The 21,102-nt window shown below is 66.9% G+C and carries 20 protein-coding genes; 7 read left to right on the top strand and 13 right to left on the bottom strand.

Annotated features, from left to right (window positions below):
- Positions 1–3 precede the first annotated feature (3 nt).
- On the top strand, positions 4–1,203 hold the full coding sequence (gene hmpA / locus WKW79_RS16860; RefSeq protein WP_340336321.1) for an NO-inducible flavohemoprotein: 1,200 nt from the start codon (positions 4–6) through the stop codon (positions 1,201–1,203).
- A 28-nt stretch (positions 1,204–1,231) separates the two neighbouring features.
- Here the strand turns inward: hmpA and WKW79_RS16855 are convergent, their stop codons facing one another.
- Positions 1,232–1,780, bottom strand: a complete 549-nt coding sequence (locus WKW79_RS16855; protein ID WP_340336320.1) for an RrF2 family transcriptional regulator — start codon at positions 1,778–1,780, stop codon at positions 1,232–1,234.
- Between the two features lie 92 nt (positions 1,781–1,872).
- Here WKW79_RS16855 and WKW79_RS16850 point away from each other — a divergent pair, with 92 nt between their 5' ends.
- Positions 1,873–2,340: a DUF3565 domain-containing protein gene (locus WKW79_RS16850; protein WP_340336319.1), complete on the top strand. Its 468-nt coding sequence runs from the start codon at positions 1,873–1,875 to the stop codon at positions 2,338–2,340.
- A 308-nt stretch (positions 2,341–2,648) separates the two neighbouring features.
- On the opposite strand, the gene WKW79_RS16845 is transcribed toward WKW79_RS16850, so the two are convergent.
- The gene (locus tag WKW79_RS16845; RefSeq protein WP_340336318.1) at positions 2,649–3,542 is read right to left on the bottom strand and encodes a LysR family transcriptional regulator; all 894 of its coding nucleotides are present in this window, start codon (positions 3,540–3,542) and stop codon (positions 2,649–2,651) included.
- A gap of 125 nt (positions 3,543–3,667) precedes the next feature.
- On the opposite strand from WKW79_RS16845, the gene WKW79_RS16840 reads away from it, so the two are divergent.
- Positions 3,668–4,666, top strand: coding sequence for a Bug family tripartite tricarboxylate transporter substrate binding protein (locus WKW79_RS16840; RefSeq protein ID WP_340336317.1), 999 nt, complete (start codon positions 3,668–3,670; stop codon positions 4,664–4,666).
- The gene (locus WKW79_RS16835) at positions 4,663–5,973 is read left to right on the top strand and encodes an FAD-dependent oxidoreductase (protein ID WP_340336316.1); all 1,311 of its coding nucleotides are present in this window, start codon (positions 4,663–4,665) and stop codon (positions 5,971–5,973) included. The genes WKW79_RS16840 and WKW79_RS16835 overlap by 4 nt, the downstream gene beginning before the upstream one ends.
- A 23-nt stretch (positions 5,974–5,996) precedes the next feature.
- Here the strand turns inward: WKW79_RS16835 and WKW79_RS16830 are convergent, their stop codons facing one another.
- The 5 genes from WKW79_RS16830 to WKW79_RS16810 form a co-directional block, all read right to left on the bottom strand.
- Positions 5,997–6,842 (bottom strand): tetratricopeptide repeat protein, encoded by an 846-nt coding sequence (locus WKW79_RS16830; protein WP_340336315.1) that lies wholly within the window; start codon positions 6,840–6,842, stop codon positions 5,997–5,999.
- Positions 6,839–7,792: an MlaD family protein gene (locus WKW79_RS16825; protein ID WP_340336314.1), complete on the bottom strand. Its 954-nt coding sequence runs from the start codon at positions 7,790–7,792 to the stop codon at positions 6,839–6,841. Before WKW79_RS16825 ends, WKW79_RS16830 begins: the two co-directional genes overlap by 4 nt.
- A 211-nt stretch (positions 7,793–8,003) precedes the next feature.
- Positions 8,004–8,636 carry a glutathione S-transferase family protein gene (locus WKW79_RS16820; protein ID WP_340336313.1) on the bottom strand — a complete coding sequence of 211 codons (633 nt, stop codon included), beginning with the start codon at positions 8,634–8,636 and terminating at the stop codon, positions 8,004–8,006.
- Positions 8,633–9,517: a glutathione-dependent disulfide-bond oxidoreductase gene (gene yghU / locus WKW79_RS16815; RefSeq protein WP_340336312.1), complete on the bottom strand. Its 885-nt coding sequence runs from the start codon at positions 9,515–9,517 to the stop codon at positions 8,633–8,635. The genes WKW79_RS16820 and yghU overlap by 4 nt, the downstream gene beginning before the upstream one ends.
- Before the next feature lie 26 nt (positions 9,518–9,543).
- Positions 9,544–9,792, bottom strand: a complete 249-nt coding sequence (locus tag WKW79_RS16810) for a DUF1272 domain-containing protein (protein ID WP_340336311.1) — start codon at positions 9,790–9,792, stop codon at positions 9,544–9,546.
- Positions 9,793–9,872: 80 nt separating this feature from the next.
- Here WKW79_RS16810 and WKW79_RS16805 point away from each other — a divergent pair, with 80 nt between their 5' ends.
- Complete coding sequence (locus tag WKW79_RS16805; RefSeq protein ID WP_340336310.1) at positions 9,873–11,456, top strand: cation:proton antiporter; 1,584 nt, start codon at positions 9,873–9,875, stop codon at positions 11,454–11,456.
- Positions 11,457–11,507: 51 nt separating this feature from the next.
- Here the strand turns inward: WKW79_RS16805 and WKW79_RS16800 are convergent, their stop codons facing one another.
- The 4 genes from WKW79_RS16800 to WKW79_RS16785 all read right to left on the bottom strand — a co-directional run bounded on the left by WKW79_RS16800 (position 11,508) and on the right by WKW79_RS16785 (position 15,726).
- Positions 11,508–12,758 (bottom strand): MFS transporter, encoded by a 1,251-nt coding sequence (locus WKW79_RS16800; protein WP_422823903.1) that lies wholly within the window; start codon positions 12,756–12,758, stop codon positions 11,508–11,510.
- Positions 12,759–12,879: 121 nt separating this feature from the next.
- The gene (locus tag WKW79_RS16795; protein ID WP_340336309.1) at positions 12,880–14,427 is read right to left on the bottom strand and encodes an alkaline phosphatase D family protein; all 1,548 of its coding nucleotides are present in this window, start codon (positions 14,425–14,427) and stop codon (positions 12,880–12,882) included.
- 49 nt (positions 14,428–14,476) lie between these two features.
- Positions 14,477–15,151, bottom strand: a complete 675-nt coding sequence (locus WKW79_RS16790) for an anti-sigma factor family protein (RefSeq protein WP_340336308.1) — start codon at positions 15,149–15,151, stop codon at positions 14,477–14,479.
- Positions 15,152–15,153: 2 nt separating this feature from the next.
- Positions 15,154–15,726, bottom strand: coding sequence for a sigma-70 family RNA polymerase sigma factor (locus tag WKW79_RS16785; protein WP_340336307.1), 573 nt, complete (start codon positions 15,724–15,726; stop codon positions 15,154–15,156).
- 143 nt (positions 15,727–15,869) lie between these two features.
- On the opposite strand from WKW79_RS16785, the gene WKW79_RS16780 reads away from it, so the two are divergent.
- Complete coding sequence (locus tag WKW79_RS16780; RefSeq protein ID WP_340336306.1) at positions 15,870–17,120, top strand: YVTN family beta-propeller repeat protein; 1,251 nt, start codon at positions 15,870–15,872, stop codon at positions 17,118–17,120.
- Here WKW79_RS16780 and alaC read toward each other — a convergent pair.
- Positions 17,098–18,300, bottom strand: a complete 1,203-nt coding sequence (gene alaC, locus WKW79_RS16775; protein ID WP_340336305.1) for an alanine transaminase — start codon at positions 18,298–18,300, stop codon at positions 17,098–17,100. The two genes, WKW79_RS16780 and alaC, sit on opposite strands and share 23 nt — an antisense overlap.
- Before the next feature lie 221 nt (positions 18,301–18,521).
- Positions 18,522–19,754, bottom strand: a complete 1,233-nt coding sequence (locus tag WKW79_RS16770; RefSeq protein WP_340336304.1) for an alpha/beta fold hydrolase — start codon at positions 19,752–19,754, stop codon at positions 18,522–18,524.
- A gap of 205 nt (positions 19,755–19,959) precedes the next feature.
- Between WKW79_RS16770 and truD the strand changes: the two genes are divergently transcribed.
- On the top strand, positions 19,960–20,973 hold the full coding sequence (gene truD / locus WKW79_RS16765; RefSeq protein ID WP_340336303.1) for a tRNA pseudouridine(13) synthase TruD: 1,014 nt from the start codon (positions 19,960–19,962) through the stop codon (positions 20,971–20,973).
- The last annotated feature ends 129 nt before the right edge of the window (positions 20,974–21,102 follow it).

Here is a 21,102-nt window from a genome sequence, read left to right as displayed (position 1 = left end):
GCCATGCTGACCGTTGCCCAAAAAGCCATCATCACCGCCACCGTTCCGCTGCTCGAAACCGGCGGCGAGGCGCTGACCACGCACTTCTATCGCATCCTGCTGGGCGAGCATCCCGAGGTTCGGCCGCTGTTCAACCAGGCGAGCCAGGCCAATGGCGAGCAACCGCGTGCACTGGCCAACGGCGTCTTGATGTACGCGCGGCACATCGACAGGCTCGAAGCGCTTGGCGATCTGGCGGCACAGATCGTCAACAAGCACGTCGCCTTGCAGGTCTTGCCCGAGCACTATCCGATCGTCGGCGCCTGCCTGTTGCGCGCGATCCGCGAAGTGCTGGGTGCCGAGGTGGCGACCGACGCCGTGATCGACGCCTGGGCTGCTGCCTACGACGAGTTGGCAAACCTGCTGATCGGTGCGGAGGCCGCTGCCTACGACCGCAACGCGAGCGCACCCGGCGGCTGGCGGGGCGCACGACCCTTCCGCGTCGCGCGCAAGGAAGCCGAGAGCGACGAGATCACATCGTTCTACCTGGAGCCTGTCGACGAACAACCGGTCCTCGATTTCGAGCCGGGGCAATACATCAGCCTTTGCCTGCAAGTGAACGGCCAGGAAGTGCGTCGCAACTACTCCCTTTCGGCTGCGCCGAACGGCCGCAGCTACCGCATCAGCATCAAGCGCGAGCCCGGCGGCGTGGTCTCCAACCACCTGCATGACGAAGTGCACGAAGGCAGCACGCTCGACGTTTTCCCGCCTTCGGGAGCCTTCACGCTGGCGCACAGCGAGCGGCCGCTGGTGCTGATCAGTGGCGGCGTCGGGATCACGCCCACCTTGGCCATGCTGGAATCGGCGCTGAGAACGGCGCGGCCGATCCGCTTCGTCCATTGCGCGCGTTCACACAAGGTCCACGCGTTTCGCGCGTCGATCGACGCGCTCGCCAAGAAGCATCCCCAATTGGAGCGCTTCTACTGCTACGAGGAAGCACCGCAGCCGCGTTCGGACGCGCAGCCGCATGCCGTCGGTCGACTTGATGCGCAAACGCTTTCGCAATGGATGCCCGCTGCCAAGCAGGACGTGCGCGACGTCGATGCTTACTTCCTGGGGCCCAAGCCCTTCATGCGGCAGGTCAAGCGCTCCCTCAGGGAGTTGGGGGTGCCAGAGCACCAGGTGCGCTATGAATTCTTTGGACCTGCGAGCGCCCTGGATTGACTTTGTACGCGGCGCCGGCGCGCTGGGCTTATTCCGATCGCCCTGCCTTTCGCCGTTTCGATGGCACGGGTTCGCTCAAGAGCGCTTGCGCCACGGCCGGCACGACCTCGATGCTCGGGCGCGTCATGCGGGGCTGCCACGTAACCTCCTGCCACAGCGGCAGCACCATCAGCGCAGGGCTCCCGTTGGCGATGTCTGCCAGGCTGTAGCGGTCGAGTTCGTCCAGGAAGGCCTGCATGGCGCGGGCCAGCACCGCGGCGAGTTCACAGCCGCCTGTCAGCACGCACCGGTTGTCTTCGCCGAAGCACTCGACCAGGGCGAAGTCGGTTTCAAGGTGGCGGACGATGGTGCCGAGCTTAAGCTTCGAGGGATGCATGGACAAGCGCATGCCCCCGTTTCGACCGCGCACCGTTTCCACCCAGCCGGATTTGCCCAGCATGTGGGTGACCTTCATCAGGTGGGCATGGGAGATGTCGAAGGCCTTCGCAAGATCGGCGATCGTGACCAGCGACTCGGTGCGCGTGGCCAGCACGAGCAGCACGCGCAGGGAGTAGTCGGTGAACAGCGTGAGTCGCATGGGTCCTTGAAAGCAATACGGTACATCCATTTTATCGGCCCACCGTTCGCGCAAAGTCCCGGGCGCGCGAGCCCCCTCTCGGGGAAGATGGCATGAAACGCCCGATCACCGGCTACACGCAGGACGAAGAAGGCCATTGGGTCGCGCTGCTTTCCTGTGGTCATCCACAGCATGTACGGCACGATCCGCCGATGGTGTCGCGGCCGTGGGTCGTCGGCGAGGAAGGGCGCCAAGCGCACCTGGGCTCGATGCTCGACTGCGTGCGCTGCGAACGCTTCGAGTTGCCAGAGCATTTCCAGGCTTACCGCAGCACCCCTGTGTTCACGCAAGACACAGTGCCCGGCGGACTGCGCAAGGACCACACGACACGCGCCGGTACCTGGGGGAAGATCCATGTACTGGAAGGTCAACTGCGCTACCGCGTGGACGAATGGAAGGTCGACACGGTGGTGACGCAAGCTGCGCCCGGCATCGTCGTGCCGGAAGTGCTGCACAACGTCGAGCCGCTCGGTGCGGTGCGCTTCTTCGTCGAGTTCTATGGTGCGCCAGAAGGAGAATGAACAAGCAACTCGCACAGATCACCGCTCGATGAGCGAGACCAGCATGCGCCTCGTGCGACGGCCGTGTAGGGATGCGACCGGCTACGACTCCAATACCTTCGAACCGGTCTTTCATACCGAGGCCGTCTTGGCCTTGGACGACAGGAATGGGCCTCACAGCGTGAGTTCATCGAGCGACTCGCAAATACGGCAGCCGCTGCGGACCCGCCGGACAGCGGTCGATCCCGACTGGCTGAGTTGGGCCCATGTGAGCCGCCCGCGAACTGCAAGCGAGGGTCCCCCTTCAGTATTGAAGCGACCTACATTCTTCAATCGCCGACGACCAACTTCAGCGAGGCAGTCACCAATTCGATCATCCGCTTGCAAAGAATCGAGGGCGCGAATCCCTTGTGCGTGAGCGCGTAGATACCCAGCGACTGGGTGCCGGCGATCGGCCGAAAGTCCAGTTCGTCGCTGCGGAACGCGCGTGCCGTCAAGTCGTCGACGATGGCGACGCCTACGCCGTTGCTGGCCAGGGCACAGGCCATCTGGCCCGCGCGCACTTCGACCGAGAACGCCGCTTGCACCTTGCTGGCGACGCACCATTCGTCAATGATTCGGCCTTGCGGCGTGTCTCGGCTGAAAGAAATGAGACGCTCGTTGAGCACGTCGCGCGGATGCAGCACGACTTTCGACGACAGCGCATGGCCCTTGGGAAACACGCAGACCAGGCGCCACTTGCCCACCGTCTTGGAGGCGAGCAGCGCGTTGTCGGTGGGAATGGTTGAAATCGCGAGATCGGCTTCGCGATTTGTCAGGCGCGACAGCATCTCACGCGTTGGCAATGTCTCGATGTAGATCCTGGCTGCCGGATATTCGTTCGCCAGCAGTGCCACGGCGCGCGGCACGGCGACGAGCCCCGTGCTCGGACTGGTCAGCACACGCAGCGACAGCCGCGCGCCGGACTTGAGTTCCTCGGCGAGTTCGGTCACGCGACGTATGCCGCCGTATACCTCGCAGACTTCCGCGTAGAGGGCTTGCGCTTCGGGCGTCGGCAACAGCCGGCCCTTCTTTCGCTCGAACAGCACCAGGCCGCCCTGCAATTCGATGTGCGCGAGCATCCGGCTGATGCCCGGCTGCGACACGTTGAGCAGTCGCGCCGCATCGGTCACGGAGCCCGCCAGCATCACGGCGCGAAATACCTCGATCTGTCTCAGGTTCATGGAAACCTCCACATAACGCGATGTTATGGGAGAGGCCCATCTTGGTATTGGCAATTCCTGAGGGCGCTTCCTAACATCCCTCCATCGATCAATCAATCAATCAATCAATCAATGGAGACAGGCAATTGAACAACACGCTTTCTGGAATCAACCGGCGCACGGTCATTTCGGGCATTGCGCTCGCCCTCGCATCGACGCATATCGGACAAGGCTGGGCAGCGGACGCGTGGCCGACCAAGACCGTGCGCATCATCGTGCCCTTCGCTCCGGGCGGCGGTGCGGACAGTTCGGCGCGCGTCCTGGCCGAAGTGCTGGCACCCAAGCTGGGCCAAAGCGTCATCGTGGAAAACAAGCCGGGCGCCGGCAGCGCCATCGGCGTGATGGCCGCAGCACAGAGCAAGGACGGCCACACGCTGCTGATGGGCAGCAACAGCATGGTGATCAACCCGGTCCTCAATCCTGCGATCGCCTATGACGTGGCCCGCGACTTCGACGCGGTGGGCATGGTGTCGGCCCAGCCGCTCGTGCTGGTGGTGCCGGCCTCGTCGAAGATCACGAGCTATGCCGAACTGGTCGCCGAGGCGAAGGCGAAGCCCGGCACGGTGACGGCGGGCAACAGCGGCAACGGGACGCTGGCCCATCTCACGGCCGAACTCTTCGCGGTGGAGACCAAGACCTCAATCACCAGTGTTCCGTACAAGGGCGAGAGCGCGCTGCTGCCCGATCTGATCGGCGGGCTGGTGTCGTGCGGGTTCCTGAACCTGCCCAGCGTCATCACGCACATCAAGTCCGGCCGGCTGCGTGCGCTTGCCGTGTCGTCGCCGACGCCGGTGGTCGAGCTTCCGAACGTGCCGACGTTGCGCTCGCTGGGCCAGCCGAGCCTCGAGGTGCAAGGCTGGGCAGCGCTCGTCGCACCGAAGGGCACGATCCCGAAGGACGGGCTGGCGCGACTGGAGGCGCTGCTGGCGCAGGCGCTCGCGACCGACACCGTGAAGACGCGCTTCGCCGCCATGAGCCTCCAGCCCGTGGCACGGTCGCGTGACGACACCGCCCAGTACCTGAAGGCAGAAGCGGCACGCTGGCAGCAAGTGATCAAGGCGCGTGGCATCAAGGCGGACTCATGATGGACAGCAAGAAATTCGGCTACGCGATTGCGTCGACGATCGAGGCGGAAGTCGTCGTTTGCGGCGGCGGGGTGGCGGGCGCCATGGCGGCGGTTGCCGCCGCGCGCGCCGGTGCGTCGGTGGTGCTGGTCGAACGCTACGGTTTCCTGGGTGGAAATGCCACGGCCGGTGCTGTCGCGCAGTTCAACAGTTGGCAGACCGCCAATGGGCGAAGGGTGGTGGCGGGTCTTGCCGATGAAGTCGTCGACCGGCTGCGACACCATGGCGGCGCCGGCGAGCATGCCACCTTCGTGATGTCGACCGGCCACAAGATGGACCGTGTCGAGTACGCACCTGAAGTGCTCAAGCTGGTGCTCGACGACATGCTCCAGGAGAGCGGCGTGCGCCCCCTGTTGCACGCTTCCGTGCTCGACGTCGCGGTGACCGGTCGGCAGATCGACGCATTGCACGTCCTGACCAAGAGCGGCGTCGTCGAACTTCGAGCGCGGGTGTTGATCGATGCTTCCGGCGACATCGATGCGCTGAAGCGCGCAGGCGCGACCTTCCTCGAGCTCGACGACGGAGAGGCGTTGCAGCCGGCCACGATGATGTTCCGATTCGGTCCGATCGACTTCGAGCGCTTCGATGCGTTGTCGAAGGACGAGATCGCGGCCCTGGCGCGGCGCGGCTACGACGACGGGCAACTCGCCCGAGCGGCCTTGCATTCCAGCCGTGATCCGTTCAGCAATGATGGCTGGTTCAACATCAGCCGCCTCGGGATCGACGCGACGGATGCGATGGCGCTGGGCGCTGCGGAGATCGAAGGCCGGCGCCAGGCCTGGAAGGCCGCCCAATACCTGCGCCAATGCGTGCCGGGTTGCGAGGAAGGCCAGTTGCGTGCGTTCGGCACCCAGGTCGGTGTTCGCGAGACGCGGCGCATCGTCGGCGATCACGTGCTGACGAGCGAGGAACTGCTGTTGCCGAAGCAGTTTCCGGATGCGATTGCCGCGGGTGCCTACCCCATCGACATCCATCCGGCCGCTGGCGGAGAGCTGCGCTACGAGGGGCTTGGCGACGATCATGCGTACCAGATCCCCTACCGCAGCCTGATCCCGATCGGCTTCGACAACGCTTTGGTCGTGGGACGCGGCGTCTCGGCCACGCACAGTGCGCACGCGGCGATCCGGGTCATGACCATCTCGATGGCCGTGGGGCAAGCGGCCGGCGTGGCAGCTTCGATCGCGGCGAAGGGCGACGGAAAGGTTCGCGCAGTGCCAATGCCGGTGCTGCGTGAACGATTGCTGGAAGATGGGGCGAAACTGGGCTGAGGAGCTCTGGCCAAGCGTTGATGCTATTGCGACGGCGCCGCCAGCCATGGCGGCTCCTTCTCGGACTCCGCCCCGTTGCCAGCCGCCATCGCCACGTCGCGCGCCCGGGTCCAGTAGTCCCTCGCGAGTTCCGGTTTGTCCGCAGACGCCTGGCCGAGGAGCAGCAGGTCCTGGTGGATCTTGCTGCTCGCGCCCGCGGCCTTGTCGATCTTGAGGGCTTCCTGCAGCAGGGGCACGGCCGCGGCGGGCGTCTTCAGGGCGATGTGGGCGCTTGATTGCAGGCGCAGCGCATTGGCCTTTTCCAGCAAATCGTTCTTGGCCAGCGCGGACTGCGCCTGCTGCGCGTAGCGCAAGCCCACCGCCGGGCTGCCGGCATCCAATGCCAGCCAGGCCTTCAGGTTGAGGATCTTCCCCCTGACGCTGCAACTGTTGCCACACAGCACGAGAGCGCGGTCCAGCGATTGACCGGCGCCTGCGCGATCGCTGGCCTGCAACGCCATCGCACGCCGCAAGGCGGCTTCGGCGCGCCGGTCGGGACTGAACGCCAGTCGGCGCTCGTCCATCACCAGGTCCAGTTGATTCAAGCCCTCGTCCTGATGGCCCATGCCGAGATGGACCATGGCCAGGTTCAGCCGCGTGGCGGCGATGGCGTCCTCGTCCTCGATGGACCGTGCGACCACCAGCGCCTGCTCGAAGTAGCCGAGCGCACGTGGCAAGTCGCCCGCCTTGTAGCGATCCAGCCCCTGCGTGTTGAAGCCCTGGGCACGGATGTCGGCCGCCGAGCGCGGAGGCGGCGTCGAGCATCCGCCAAGCAGACCCATGACCACCGCGAGCAAGCCACAGGTCATCAGTCGGCGCATGCCCTTCATCGCGTCTCCCCCGGCAGCGGCAGGCCGCCAATGCTGTCGATCGGCAAGGACTGCGGCGTGGTGGCGGTGCCAGTCAGCATGCTGATCGGCCAGGTCTGCCGCGCGTTGCTCACCATCTGGTTGGCCTGCGCCGCAGCGGCCTGCACCTGGTCCAGCACCGCGGGCAGTCTTTCCTGAGCCTGCGCGGCCATGGCCTGCACGTCGGCGCTGGCCTGTTGCGAGGTGGCCGCCGCCTGCTGCACCTTCTCGATCACGGCGGGCGCGGACTGCTCCACGACGTCGATGGTGCGGCCGGCCTTCTGCAAGGTCGCCCGCGCGCCGCTCTCGATGGACTTCACGCCTTCCTGGGCCTGGTCGATCACTTCACGCGTCTTCTCGGCCAGGGCGGGCAGCTTCTCGACAACCTCCTGGCCCGCCTTCAGCGATTGCTGCAAGGGCCCCTCGGGATCGTTCAGGCTGTCGGTCAGCTTGCGCGCATCGGCAATCACCGGCATCAACGCGGCCTGGATCTCCTCGACGATTCGGCTGTTGTCCTTGCCGCGTTCGAAGGCGATGACATCGCCGGGACTCACGGGCTCCGCCGGACCGCTCGAGGGCTGCAGGTCGATGGCCTGCTTGCCGATGTAGTACTCGCGCACCAGCTTTGCCGTGCTGCCCTTCGGGATGCCCTGCATGTGCTCGCGGCCGATGCGCAATTCGATCCGTGCGCCGTAGTCGGCAGACTGCTTCGCTGACGTGAGGGCAATGTGCCGAACGCTGCCGACCACCACGCCGCGGCTTGTGACCTGCATGCCCTCGGTCATTCCTGCGGCATCGGGGGCCTCGACGTAGAGCAGGTCATGGCGATCGAACCAACCGCGCTGCTGGGCCATCCAGGCCAGGCATGCGGCGATGACGACCAGGAGCGCAATGACGGCGACACGCGAGCGTCTGGAATCGGGTTTCAACATCGACATCCTCCAGCCAGGAACGAATGAGAGGGACGGTACGAAGAACGGGTTCACTGTAACGGGCGATCCCGACTAAAGCACCGAACACCTGCGGCGTCAGGCGTTCCGCGACGGCATGGCTCCAATCCGCGTCGTCCAGCAATTCGACCCTGCCCGCGGCGAGCGAATCCGGCGCTTCACAGCCGTCGAGGACGGCGTTTCACTGGTCGTACTACAGCGCAGTCGCCGGCCGCTGCGCCATGGCCTCCCGCCAGCGCTGCAGGTGCGGGTGCTGCTCCCCCGGCTTGACCTTCACGATCCGCGCGAAGTCGACGGCCACCACCGCCGTGATGTCGGCGATGCTGAATCGATCCGAGGCGATGAACTCGCGGCTCGCGAGGCGATCGTTCAACGTGACGAAGAACTGCTGCACGCGGGCCAGGCCGCGCTGCGCCAGCTCGGGAATCTGCCCGTAGTCGACCGGCCCCGGCAGCGCCCGGTTGGCCATGGCCGGCACGCTGTTGCGCAAGGCCTCGGCGATGGCGACCAGGCCCTCGAATTCCACGCGCCAGTTCCAGCTCGCGATCTCGGCCTTTTCCGCGGGCGTGCGGCCCAGCAGCGCAGGCTCCGGAAAACGCGCCTCCAGCCATGCCGTGATCGACGCGTTGTCGGTCAGCAGCAGTCCGTCGTCGGTCTTCAACACGGGCACGGTGCATTGCGGGTTGAGCTTGCGGAAGGCCTCGCCCAGTTGCTCGCCATTGCGCAGGTCCACCTGGACCGTCTCATGGGTCACGCCCTTCTCGGCGAGCAGGATGCGGGCGCGGCGCGGGCTGGGGGCGGTGGAACAGTCGTAGAGGGTGATCATGGTGCGTCCTGTGGGGTCAGCTTGTCCTGCGTTTGCGTGTCGAAGTCGGAAGCCTCATGGCGCTCGTGCAACTGGCTGGCCGGCTGGCCCCAGGTGCGGTTGACCATGCGTCCGCGCTGCACGGCCGGCCGCTTGGCGACCTGGTCGGTCCAGCGCAGCACGTTCTTGTATTCCTGCACTTGCAGGAACTCGCCCGCCTCGTAGAGCTGGCCCTTGACCAACGTGCCGTACCAGGGCCACACGGCCATGTCGGCGATCGTGTACTCGTCGCCGGCGAGGTACGGGCTTTCCGCAAGGCGCCGGTCCAGCACGTCGAGCTGGCGCTTGGTCTCCATCGCGAAGCGGTCGATGGCGTATTCGATCTTGCTCGGCGCATAGGCGTAGAAGTGACCGAAGCCGCCGCCAAGGTAAGGCGCGGCGCCCATCTGCCAGAACAGCCACGACAGGCATTCGGCGCGCGCCGCGCCATCGGCCGGGATGAAAGCGCCGCCGAACTTCCCGGCCAGGTACAGCAGGATCGCGCCGGATTCGAACACGCGCACCGGCGTCGTGCCGCTGCGGTCCAGCAGCGCCGGGATCTTGGAGTTGGGATTGACCGCGACAAAGCCGCTGCCGAACTGCTGGCCCTCGTTGATGCGGATCAGCCAGGCGTCGTACTCCGCGCCCTGGTGACCCAGCGCCAGCAGTTCCTCCAGCATGACCGTGACCTTGACCCCATTGGGCGTGGCCAGCGAATAGAGCTGCAACGGATGGCGACCCACTGGCAGGTCCTTGTCATGCGTGGCGCCGGCGATCGGGCGGTTGATGTTGGCGAAACGGCCGCCGCTGTCCTTGTTCCAGGACCAGACGGAGGGCGGCGTGTAAGGGACGTTCATGTTCATGCGGGTAGCTCTCTCTGGCGAAGAATTCAGGGTGTCCTGGCGCAGCCTTCTGGCTTGAAGACGCGCGTGGTCGAAGCCGGAAACTTCGCCAGCTTGTCGGCCGCCCGGCGTGGGCGCGGCAGCAGTTCACCGCCACAGTTGGGGCAGCGTCCGGCTAGGCGCTTGTCGGCGCAATCGCTGCAGAAGGTGCATTCGAAGGAACAGATGCGGGCGGTCGCATCGTCGGGTGGCAGGTCCCGGTCGCAGCATTCGCAACCTGGGCGCATTTGAAGCATGGCAGGCACTCCGGTCAGTGGGGTCGCTGCATTCTGCCTTTCGTTCGCGCAGCTTGCCGGAGCGCTTGGCAAAGCGGCGGATGGCTGCTACACAAGGCCGCATGGCCACCTTCGAATGGATCATCGTGCTGCTGCTCGGCGCCGCGATGCTCGCCGCGCTGGCACGCAAGCTCGGCGCACCTTACCCCACCTTCCTCGCACTCGGCGGCACGCTGCTCGCGTTCGTGCCCGCGAGCCCGAACTGGACGCTCGATCCGCACCTGGCGCTGACGCTGTTCGTCGCGCCCGTGCTCGTCGACGCGGCCTATGACACCTCGCTGCGCGACCTGCGCCTGAACTGGCGGCCCGTGGCGGGGCTGGTCATCGCGGCGGTCGGCACCACGGTGCTCGCGGTCGCGTTCGTCGCGCGCTGGCTGGTGCCCGACATGCCGTGGCCGGTGGCGATCGCGCTGGGCGCCATCGTCGCGCCGCCCGATGCGGCCGCGGCCACCGCGGTGATGCGACAGGTCAAGCTGCCGCACAAGCTGCTGAAGATCCTCGAAGGAGAAAGCCTGCTCAACGATGCAAGCGCCCTGCTCATCTACCGGCTCGCGATCATGACGATGATGGCCGGGCATCTCGGCTTCGGCAGCTTTGCACCGGTGTTCCTGCTGACGCTGTTCGGCAGTCTGGCAGCGGGCGTCGCATGCGCCTATGTGCTGCGGCCGATGATGGCCCTGATCCATGAAGTGCCGATCGCGCTGATCGTGCAGTTCGCGTTGGTCTTCGGCGTGTGGATCGCGGCCGAGGCGATCGGGCTCTCCGGCATCCTGACCCTCGTCGCCTACGCGATGACGGTCGCGCGGCGCGGTCCGCAAATGCCGGCGCGGATGCGGGTGCCGGTGTTCGCGGTGTGGGAGTCGGTCGTGTTCGTGTTGAATGCCTTTGCCTTCGTGCTGATCGGCATGCAATTGCGGCCGATCTGGACGCGGCTGGAGGCCAGTGGCGGGCAGGTCGGCGCGTTGATCACGGCCGCCGTCGTGCTGGGCGTGACGATCGCGGCGCGCTTCGCGTGGGTGATGGTCTATTACGCGTTCAAGCGTCGGCGGGCCGCTGCACCCGCCGACCCGCTGCGCCCCCGGCCCACCGTGGGTGGCGGCATTGTGCTGTCTTGGGCCGGGATGCGCGGCATCGTCACGCTGGCCGCGGCCTTTGCGATCCCGGAGACGCTGCCCGACGGTACGCCCTTCCCCTTCCGCGACCTGGTCTTGCTGTGCGCCTTCGCGGTCGTGCTCGGCACGCTGGTGCTGCAGGGCCTGACGATGGCGCCGCTGATCCGCGCGATGGGGCTGACCGACGACGACCCGGTCGGCCGCGAGATCCGGCTCGGCCGCACGCATGCGTACCGCACGCTGCTCGATGCGATCAAGGACGACGACACGCTGTCCGCCAAGCTGCTGCGCAAGGAATACGGCGCGGTGGTCGAGCTGAATTCGAGCGAGGCGCGCGACGGGCCGGTCGATGAGGTGCCCGGCGGGCCGCTGCGGCGCCGCGCGATTGCCGTGGCGCGGCAGCGCGCCTTCGAACTGCGGCGCGACGACGTGATCGGCGACGACGCCTACCGGGTGCTGGTGCAGGAACTGGATTGGGCGGAGCTGAGCGCGGGGGGCGGCCGGATGGGTTGAATGCCAACGGCACCGCCCCAGAGATTCGCCGCGACCGCCCTCGGCGCCTTGTCAGCCCGCCGAAGCTTCAGGTGCGGCCTTCGCCACCGGCCGCCCCGCAGCCCGCGCGCTGGTGATCGACCACCAGAAGATCCCCATGCCCACCACGGCCAGGAATGCACCGACCCAGCCCGTCGAAGTCCATCCGAAGCCCGCGCTGATGGCGAGTCCGCCAAGCCACGCGCCCAGCGCATTGGCCATGTTGAAGGCCGAATGATTCAGCGCCGCGGCCAGCGTCTGCGCATCACCCGCCACGTCCATCAGGCGGATCTGCAATGCCGGCCCGATGGCCACCGTGGTCCCGATCAGGAACACGCAGATACCGGCCGAAACCACGTGATGCGCCGCAAAGGTGAAAGCCACGAGCACGAAGAAGGCATACACCAGCAGCCCGCCGATGGTCTTCAGCAGCGACTTGTCCGCCAGCCGCGAACCCACCAGGTTGCCCGTGACCATGCCCAGCCCGAACAGCGCCAGCACGAAGGGCACGCCCGCCACCGACATGCCGGCCACTTCGGTCAGTGTCGGCTTGATGTAGCTGAACACCGAGAACATTCCACCGAAGCCGATGGCGCCGATGCCGAGCGTGAACCAGACCTGCTTGCGCTTCAGCGCGCCCAGCTCGCGCCACGGACTCGCGCCGATGGCCGGCTGGATGTCGGGAATGTCGCGCCGCAGCAGCGCCACCCCGATCAACGCGACCACGCCGACGAACACGAAGGCCGCGCGCCATCCGAATACCTGCCCCAGCCAGGCCGCGATCGGCACGCCGACCAGCGTGGCGCTGGTCAGTCCCAGCATCACCAGCCCCACCGCCCGTGCACGCCGGCCCGGTGGCGCCAGCGCCGCGGCCACCAGCGCGGCCACGCCGAAGTAGGTGCCATGCGGCAGCCCGCTCGCAAAGCGCAGCACGTTCAACGAGAAGTAACCCGGCGCCACCGCGCTCGCAAAGTTGCCGAGCGCGAAGAACGCCATCAGCGCGATCAGCAGCGTGCGCCGGTGCCAGCTCGCCGCCGCCACGGCCAGCACCGGCGCGCCGATCACCACGCCGAGCGCATAGGCGCTGATCACATGGCCGGCCTGCGGAATGCTCACGCTGATGTCGCGCGCCACTTCGGGCAGCAGGCCCATGATGACGAACTCACCCGTGCCGATGGCGAAGCCGCCGACGCCGAGCGCCAGGATCGCGCGCGTGAAATTGACCTTGTCGGGATCGATGGGCGGGGTTTCCACGCCGTCAGGCATGGGGTTGGCAGCGTTCAAGACCGGAGTCCTCCTGGAGGGCCCGGCCGACGTGGAGCGGGCAAGGCCCGAGTCTAGGGAGAAACCCTAGTCCCTTGCTTTTCCTCGGACAAGGCCCGCGGCGGCTTCCGCGCCAAAGTCCTCAAGTCGATTCGACATGCACACCCGGCGCACCCGGCTCGACAGAGAAACGCACGATGCGGTTCACCGGCGAATCCGCCAGCTTCACGTCATCGACCGCGCGGAAATCCACCGTGCATCCCCGCGCATCCAATGACATCAGCGCATAGCCGCGCACATCGCCGCGGCCGTAGCGCAGGTGCGGGTTCTTCGCGAGCAGGTTGGCGACGTTCGAAAGACTCGGGCCTTCGGAGGTGATGGAGCCGCCGACGAACTCGGTGGCCACGGCCTTGCCATCCGGCTCGCGCTTCAGCTCGGCCGCGAAGAAGGCATGCACGTCGCCGCTGATCACCAGCGGATTGCGGCGCGGGTCGGCGGCCAGCGCATCGAGCAACCGGGCACGGGCTACCGCATAGCCGTCCCATCCATCCATCCAGTAGCCATGCTCGGGGCCGGTCTTGCGATCGGCCTCGGCCATCAGGGTCTGTTGCGCGACAACCGTCCATCGCGTCGGCGGCTGCTGCAGTTCCTGCGCGAGCCAGGCCTCCTGCGCCATGCCGAAGTAGGACCGCCCCGGCGCCAGCCGATCGGCGCAGTCGGTCAGGGGCGAGGCGCTGCGCTTGAGCAGGCAGGCGTGATGCGAGCGGTACTGGCGCCCGTCCATCAGCAAGACGTCGAGCATCTGGCCGAAGCGGTAGCGGCCATGGATGGGCATGGCCGGGCCGCGCGGGCGCATGCGCATGGGCACGGGCATGTGCTCGAACCAGGCCTGGTAGGCGGCGGCGCGCATGGCCAGGAACTCCTCGGGGTCGACGGTGCGCGGGGAGACGTCGTCGGTGTAGTCGTTGGCAACCTCGTGGTCGTCCCAGGTCACGAGCCAGGGGTGCGCGGCATGCGCGGCCTGAAGGTCGGGGTCGGTCTTGTAGAGCGCGTGGCGGCTGCGGAAGCCGGGCAGGTCGACAGGGATGCCGCCCGGGTGCTTGCGCACGAGGCGCTTGCCCCAGGAGCTTTCGTAGATGTAGTCGCCGAGGTGGATCACCAGGTCGAGCGGTTGTGCGGCCATGTCGCGGTAGGCGGCGTAGAAGCCTTGCTCGAATTGCTGGCAGGAGGCGAAGGCGAAGCGCGCGGGCGTGGCGGTGTCGTCCTCTGCCGGCGCCGTGCGGCTGCGGCCGACGGGGCTGCGCGCATCGCCCGCGGTGAAGCGGTACCAGTAGAAGCGCGCGGGCGACAGGCCCTGCAACTCCACGCGCACCGAATGTGCAAGCTCGGCCGTGGCACGCACCGTGCCGCGTTGCACGATGCGACGGAAGCGTTCGTCCTCCGCGACTTCCCAGGCAACGTCCACCGGTGCATCGCCCATGCCGCCGACTGGCTGCAACGGGTCGGGCGCGAGGCGGGTCCACAGCACCATGCCGTCCGGTCGTGGACAGCCCGAGGCCACGCCGAGCGTGAAGGGGTCGCGCCCGCGCCATGCCTGGGCGTGCAATTGCAGGAAGGGTTGGCCGAGCGAGGCGGCTGCGAGGGCGCCACCGAGGACGCGTCGGCGCGAGAACTTGGGGAATGTCGTCATGGTGGATCACACCGGCGGGATGCCGGCAGCGCCAGTGTAGGGATCCGCTTTACTGCGGCGCCGTCACCATGCGCGCACGCACCAGATCGACGAAGGTCTGCAACTCGGTGGCATCCACATCCGAGACGGCCCAGGCGTTCATGCCGGCCACTGTCCAGTGGGCCAGGTTGTAGCCCTGGCGCGTCATGCGTCGCATGGGCTGGTCGCGCTGGCCCGGCGTTGCGGGCCAGACAAACAGGTTGATGACATGCGAACCATGCCCGTAGACCAGCGCGGCCACTGTCCGGCCATCGATGTAGTCGAGCCGGCCACCCGTCATCGGAAAACCCTGCTCGGCCAGGTCGATGACCGGCGGCGAGAAATCGATCTTGCCGGCGAACCACGGCTTGACGGTGTGATGGTTGGTGGCGCGGATGTCGGCCAGGTGATCGGCCAGCAGCGAGCGCACGTGGCTGGCGGTGACTTCATCCGGGATCTCGTTCGTTGGGGGGGTGACGAACAGGATGCTTGCGGCGATCCAGGCGGTGGCCAGGCCGGCGCCGAAGAGCGCCAGCGACTCGAGCGCGCGGCGCCAGCGCGTGAACAGGCCGGGTTGCGCTTGCACCGCCTGCGTCGCTTGCGGCAGGCTCGCGCGGATGCGCTCGGCCAGCGCCTCGTGCGGTGCATGGCGCACCGCATGCTGGCGAAGCAGTTGCGACAGTGCGGCGTCTTCGGCGGGTTCCATGTTCAGGCTTTCCTTTCGCGCAACGCGTTCGCACTTGCCGTCGGCGCGGGTCGCTCGCCTTGCAGGGACTTGCGCAACATCGCGCGCGCCCGCGACAGGCGCGACATGACGGTGCCCACCGGCACGCCCGCTACGCGGGCGATGTCCTCGTAGCTCATCTCCTCCAGCTCGCGCAGCACGATCACCTCGCGGAAGGCGGGGGCCAGGTCGGCGATGGCCTGGTTGACGCGCGCGGCCTGGTCGCGGTGGTCGAGCAGGATGAGCGGATCGGCATGGCTCCTGTCTTCGGACGAACCCAGCGTTTCGCTGTCGCGCACTTCGTCGAACTCGACCTGGTCGTCGAGGTGGCGGTTCTGCCGAAGCCAGTCGTGGCAGGCATTGCGCACGATGCCCAGCAACCAGGGCCGCACGTCGTCGCCCCGCACGTCCTTGAAGAAGCGGAAGGCGCGCAGGTAGGCCTCCTGCACCGCGTCCTCGGCGCTTCGGTCGTCGCGCAGCAACCAGCGCGCAAGGTTGTACGACGCATGCAGGTGCGGCATGACGGCGGTCTCGAAGGTTCTGGCGGTCGGGGTCAACGGCGGCTCTCGTTCTGATGACTGAGCGCAGCGCCGTTTTATTCCAATCCCGATCAAGGTGCACGGGCTTTGCACAGGCTGGGAATGCGGCGCGCTCGGGGCGCGTCATGCATCGGGTCCATCAACCACTGCGGGATTCACTCATGCGCTTCATCTCACATCCCTCTGTCCTGCTGCGCGGCGCCGTGGCCGCGAGCCTTGCCGCGCTGGCCGCGACTGCACTTGCCGCCGGCCCCAAGGTCTACGTCGGCAATTTCAAGGACAACACGGTCAGCGTCGTGGACATCGACACGGCCAAGGTCGTCGCGACCGTGCCGGTGGCGGCCGGGCCCGACGGCATCGTGGTCAGCGCCGATGGCAAGAGCGTGTTCGTGAGCGGCTCCAGTGCTTCATCGCTGAGCGTGATCGACGCAGTGAAGGACAGCGTGAGCAAGACCATCGAAGTCGGCAACGGACCGCAAGGCCTGGCGCTGGGTCCAGGCGGCAAGCAAGTGCTGGTAGCGGTCAACGGGGCGGACCGTGTCGCCTTCATCGAGACTGCATCCGGTGCGATCACCGACACGGTGCCCGTTCCCAAGCCTCACACGATCGCAATCAAGCCCGATGGCAGCCAAGCGTATGTGTCATCGCAACAGCCAGGCAGCTTCGCGGTGGCCATCGTCGACATGACGACACACAAGGTCAGCGGCAGCATCGCGCTCGACAAGCCGCCGCGCGACCTGGAGTTCGCGCCTGATGGCAAGCGGGTCTATCTCACGCTCGCCGGCACGCCCGCGGTGCAGGTGGTCGATGCCGTCGCCAACAAGATCGTCGCGCAGATCCCCACCGGCGTCTCGCCGCACATCGCGCAGCACTTCGCCTCGTTGGCGCAGGGCGTCGTCGTGGTGCAAGGCCCGGGCGAACTGCAGTTCTTCGACCCGGCGACGAATGCAGTGGCGCGCAGCATCGCGGTCGGCAAGCAGCCGCACTGGGTCGACATCTCGCCGGACGGAAAGCGGCTGGTCGTGAGCAACGAAGGCGGCAACAGCATCCACATCGTCGACCCGGCGAGCGGCCAGTCGCAGACCGTCGACGTCGGCAATGCGCCGCGCAAGGTCGCGATGCAGCATGCGCCGACGGCCGCCCAAACGGTTGGCGCCAAGGTGTCGATCGCCAACTTCGCCTTCGTGCCGGGCCCGACGACCATCACCGCCGGCCAGAGCGTGACCTGGCGCAACGACGACGGCGCGCCGCATGGCGTCGCCTTCAAGGACAACGCACCCGGCGCGCCGCTGCTGTTGCCCGGAGAGCAGTTCAGCCGCCGCTTCGACAAGCCCGGCAGCTACGAGTACGTGTGCTCCGTGCACGCGTACATGACGGGCGTGGTGGTGGTCAAGCCGGAGCGTCAGCTTTGAACATCTGCTTGATGCCGCGCACCGCCTGGCGGATGCGCGCCTCGTTCTCGATCAGGGCGAAGCGCACGTGCCCGTCGCCATGGTCGCCGAAGCCGATACCGGGCGAGACGCAGACCTTGGCCTCCTCCAGCAACTTGCGCGAAAAGGCCAACGAGCCCATCTCGCGGTACTGCGGCGGGATGCGCGCCCAGATGTACATCGAGGCCTTGGGCAGGTCGACCTCCCAGCCCGCTTCGATCAGCCCCTTATAGAGCACGTCGCGCCGCCGCTGGTACTGAGCGGCGATGTCCTTCACGCATTGCTGGTCGCCTTCCAGTGCCGCGATGGCCGCGACCTGCAGGGGCGTGAAGGTGCCATAGTCGTGGTAGCTCTTGATGCGTGCCAGCGCGGCCACGAGGTCCGGATTGCCGACCATGAAGCCGATGCGCCAGCCGGCCATGTTGTAGCTCTTGGAGAGCGTGAAGAACTCGACCGCCACGTCCTTCGCGCCGGGCACCTGCATGATCGACGGCGCCTTCCAGCCGTCGAACACGATGTCGGCATAGGCCAGGTCGTGCACCACGAAGATGTCGTGCTTCCTCGCGAGCGCGACGACGCGCTCGAAGAAGCCGAGCTCCACGCACTGCGCGGTCGGGTTCGACGGAAAGCCCAGGATGATCATCTTCGGCTTGGGGTAGCTGCCGCGGATGGTCTTCTCCAACTCGGCGAAGAAGTCGACATCGGGCGACACTGGCACCGAGCGGATGTCGGCGCCGGCGATGACCGCGCCGTAGATGTGGATCGGGTAGCTGGGGTCGGGCACCAGCACGGTGTCGCCGCGGTCCAGCGTGGCGAGCATCAGGTGCGCCAGCCCTTCCTTGGAGCCGATGGTGACGATGGCTTCGCTGTCGGGGTCGATGTCGACGGCGTAGCGGTCCTTGTACCAGCGCGAGATCGCGCGGCGCAGGCGCGGGATGCCCTTGCTGGCCGAGTAGCCGTGCGTGTCGGGCCGCTTCGCGACCTCGGTGAGCTTGGCCACGATGTGCGCGGGCGTCGCGCCATCAGGGTTGCCCATGCTCATGTCGATGATGTCTTCACCGCGTTGCCGCGCCTCGAGCTTGAGCTCGGCGGTGATGTTGAAGACGTAGGGAGGAAGGCGGTCGATGCGCGCGAAGCGGCGCCTGCCGGAAGAAGCAGTCATTGGATGGAACTCTCACGTAAGCGCCCGGAACCGTCCGAGCGACGTGGCCTGCCGTGAGGGCGGGCCCGGGACCATGTTAGTGCAGGGTTTCGCTTTGCGGTGCACGAAACCGCTTCTTTGTCGGCATGGTGTTGTTGCAAGTCTCACGCGGCTACCTGGCCCGACAAGCAGGCCTGGCAGTTTTCAGGTTTGCAGGGTCCGCGAAGGCCGCGCCCAACGGCTCACGCCCGGCCGCGGACCATGTCGAGCAGGCGACCCACGATGCGCTCGCCATCGGCCCGCAGGCCGTTGTGGGCGTACTCGTTGGTCACCCAGGCCCGCAGTCCACGAACGCCACGGGCCGTCTCCTCGGCAAATGATCGCTCCACGTAGACGTCGTCGACGTACACGGTCGCTGCCACCGGGACCTCATTGCGTGCGAGGCGGTCAGCGTCGTACAGGCGCGGCCATGGATGCTCCGCCAGAAGCTGCGCCACCTCGCGATGCGCGCGCAAGCCCGCGTAGTCGTCCCACATCCAGGGGAAGACATGCTCTGCGCCGAGGAGGTCGCCGGTCATCGCCTCCTCGGGCGCGAGCCGGTGTGCCGACCAGCGGGTGGCACCCCCGTCGGCGTACGAGGACTCATGGAGCGTCGCGTAGATCGGATTGCGCTCCCAGGATGAGGCCATCTGCGCGTCGACCATGAATGCGGCCGAGTCGAAAGGCAGCTCGAGCAGGTGGTGAAGCCGTTCGAACCCGGCGCTGTCGCCGAGCCACATGCCGGTCTGCCGGAACCGGCGCGATGTGAGGCGGTCGCCGTTGGGCAAGCGGACATCTTCCTTGTCGAGCCGGCGCAGGATCGTCCGCAAGCGATCGAGATCTCCGGGGTACCGCGCGTGATAGCGCTGGTTCGCTTCGCGCACGCGCGCCCATGTCGCCGCGTAGACCTCGTCGACCGGCCGATTCGTGATCGGCGCGAGGCCGCCGGTGATCAGTACCTCCCGCAGGCTCTCGGGCGCCAGCGACAGATAGGTGAGCGAGGTGAATCCCCCGAAGCTCTGACCGAGCAGGCTCCAGCGCTCGACGCCGAGTTCAGCGCGGATCAGTTCGAGGTCGCGCACGATCGAGTCGGCGCGGAAATGCGTGAGGTACTCGGCCTGGTCGGCAGGCCCTGCCCCTGGGATGACAGGCCCGACGGGCGTGGAGCGCCCTGTGCCCCGCTGGTCAAGCAGCAGGACCCGGAAGTCCACAAGGGCACGCGCCATCCACCCCGAGGGCGGGCTCGTCGGGCGGGTGGCCTCGAAGCCCGGGCCGCCCTGCAGGAACACGAGGTAGGGGCGATCAAGACCGTCCGGGGCAGCAAGCTCGCGCGTGAACACGCTGATCGTGCCGCGCGTCGGGTCGCCGTGGACCAAGGGAATGGAGTGCTCGCGCTCGGTCAGGACGGCCCCGGGCATGCGGTAGGTCGTATTCATGGCTCGCATTAGAACCCGAACGTACGACTGCTTCCGGCGCGACCGGGTGGCGCGGTAGCGCATGACGCACAGACGCCTCCCATTGAAGTCGCATTTGCAGACGCTCGGCACGGCATGCAGGTAAGGCGAGAATCTCTGTCCGCACCATCCCTGGTCGGCCAGACAGCCTGTCCCTATCTACCGCTGTGGTGCCGTCAGACTGCTCATGACCGACACTCGATACACGACCTTGCCCCGGTGGCCCAACGCCTATCCGGCCAGCGGCGCCAGCGCCACCCTGAAACTCCTCAACGAGGATTTCTCCGTGACCGAACTTCCGCTTCAACTGCCCTCCGGTGAGGGCGAACACATCTGGCTGGACGTCGAAAAGAACGGTGCCAACACCGTCTTCGTCGCCCAGCAACTGGCCGAGGCCGCCGGCGTGCAGGAAAGGGACGTGGGCTATGCCGGCCTCAAGGACCGCCATGCCATCACCCGCCAGTGGTTCAGCATCTATCTGCCGAAGGGCGAGACGCCCGACCTGACCCTGCTTCAGCACCCGGAATTCAAGGTGCTGAATCAAAGCCGCCACGTGAAAAAGCTGCGCCCCGGTGATCTGCAGGGCAACCGATTCCGCATCGTGCTGCGAGACGTGACCGCCGACCGCGACGCCATCGAGGCCAATCTCAAGGCCGTGGCGTCACAGGGCGTGCCCAACTACTTCGGCGCCCAGCGTTTCGGCCATGACGGCGGCAACGTCGAGCAGGGCCGCGCCATGCTGGCGCGCGAAATCCGCGTGCGCAACCCGAAGAAGAAGGGCATCTACCTGTCGGCGGTGCGCTCCTTCGTCTTCAATGAAGTGCTGGCGCTTCGAATTCAACAGGGACTCTGGGGCAAGACCCTGCCCGGTGACGTGATGGACGAGGCGGGCCGGCCCACCGGACCGCTCTGGGGACGGGGCCGCGTGATCACCACCGATCAGGCGCAGGCCCTGGAAAACGGCGTGGCCGGACGTCACGCCACCCTGTGCGACGGCATGGAACACGCCGGCCTGGATCAGGAGCGCCGCGCCCTGGTGGCGAGCCCGGCGGAAATGTCATGGGAATGGCCGCAAGCCAATCAACTGGTGCTGACGTTCTCCTTGCCCGCCGGGAGTTACGCCACTGGCGTTCTGAACGAAATCCTCCGCACCACAGAGCCTGGCCGGCACAGTGAGAGTGAGTCTGCGGCTGTCGAATGACGGTGAAGCGCTCTTCGGTGCAACCGGCGGTCCACGACCGCTGATCGAATTCGCTGTCGTCAAGGGGGCTGGCCGCGAGTGACTCAGTTCACCGACAGCCGCCTGTCGCGGTCTTCGGCAGGCCGAGGC

This window comes from Variovorax robiniae (assembly GCF_037889955.1).
Lineage (GTDB): Bacteria > Pseudomonadota > Gammaproteobacteria > Burkholderiales > Burkholderiaceae_C > Variovorax > Variovorax robiniae.
The sequence above is the reverse complement of the archived record's forward strand: the minus strand, read 5'-3'. Positions and strand labels throughout refer to the sequence as shown.

What these genes read in the sequence shown, in the direction of transcription:
- hmpA (WP_340336321.1), top strand. Translation starts at nt 4, where the DNA reads ATGCTGACCGTTGCCCAAAAAGCCATCATCACCGCCACCGTTCCGCTG.
- WKW79_RS16855 (WP_340336320.1), bottom strand. Translation starts at nt 1,780, where the DNA reads ATGCGACTCACGCTGTTCACCGACTACTCCCTGCGCGTGCTGCTCGTG.
- WKW79_RS16850 (WP_340336319.1), top strand. Translation starts at nt 1,873, where the DNA reads ATGAAACGCCCGATCACCGGCTACACGCAGGACGAAGAAGGCCATTGG.
- WKW79_RS16845 (WP_340336318.1), bottom strand. Translation starts at nt 3,542, where the DNA reads ATGAACCTGAGACAGATCGAGGTATTTCGCGCCGTGATGCTGGCGGGC.
- WKW79_RS16835 (WP_340336316.1), top strand. Translation starts at nt 4,663, where the DNA reads ATGATGGACAGCAAGAAATTCGGCTACGCGATTGCGTCGACGATCGAG.
- WKW79_RS16830 (WP_340336315.1), bottom strand. Translation starts at nt 6,842, where the DNA reads ATGAAGGGCATGCGCCGACTGATGACCTGTGGCTTGCTCGCGGTGGTC.
- WKW79_RS16825 (WP_340336314.1), bottom strand. Translation starts at nt 7,792, where the DNA reads ATGTTGAAACCCGATTCCAGACGCTCGCGTGTCGCCGTCATTGCGCTC.
- WKW79_RS16820 (WP_340336313.1), bottom strand. Translation starts at nt 8,636, where the DNA reads ATGATCACCCTCTACGACTGTTCCACCGCCCCCAGCCCGCGCCGCGCC.
- yghU (WP_340336312.1), bottom strand. Translation starts at nt 9,517, where the DNA reads ATGAACATGAACGTCCCTTACACGCCGCCCTCCGTCTGGTCCTGGAAC.
- WKW79_RS16810 (WP_340336311.1), bottom strand. Translation starts at nt 9,792, where the DNA reads ATGCTTCAAATGCGCCCAGGTTGCGAATGCTGCGACCGGGACCTGCCA.
- WKW79_RS16805 (WP_340336310.1), top strand. Translation starts at nt 9,873, where the DNA reads ATGGCTGCTACACAAGGCCGCATGGCCACCTTCGAATGGATCATCGTG.
- WKW79_RS16795 (WP_340336309.1), bottom strand. Translation starts at nt 14,427, where the DNA reads ATGACGACATTCCCCAAGTTCTCGCGCCGACGCGTCCTCGGTGGCGCC.
- WKW79_RS16790 (WP_340336308.1), bottom strand. Translation starts at nt 15,151, where the DNA reads ATGGAACCCGCCGAAGACGCCGCACTGTCGCAACTGCTTCGCCAGCAT.
- WKW79_RS16780 (WP_340336306.1), top strand. Translation starts at nt 15,870, where the DNA reads ATGCGCTTCATCTCACATCCCTCTGTCCTGCTGCGCGGCGCCGTGGCC.
- alaC (WP_340336305.1), bottom strand. Translation starts at nt 18,300, where the DNA reads ATGACTGCTTCTTCCGGCAGGCGCCGCTTCGCGCGCATCGACCGCCTT.
- WKW79_RS16770 (WP_340336304.1), bottom strand. Translation starts at nt 19,754, where the DNA reads ATGAATACGACCTACCGCATGCCCGGGGCCGTCCTGACCGAGCGCGAG.
- truD (WP_340336303.1), top strand. Translation starts at nt 19,960, where the DNA reads ATGACCGACACTCGATACACGACCTTGCCCCGGTGGCCCAACGCCTAT.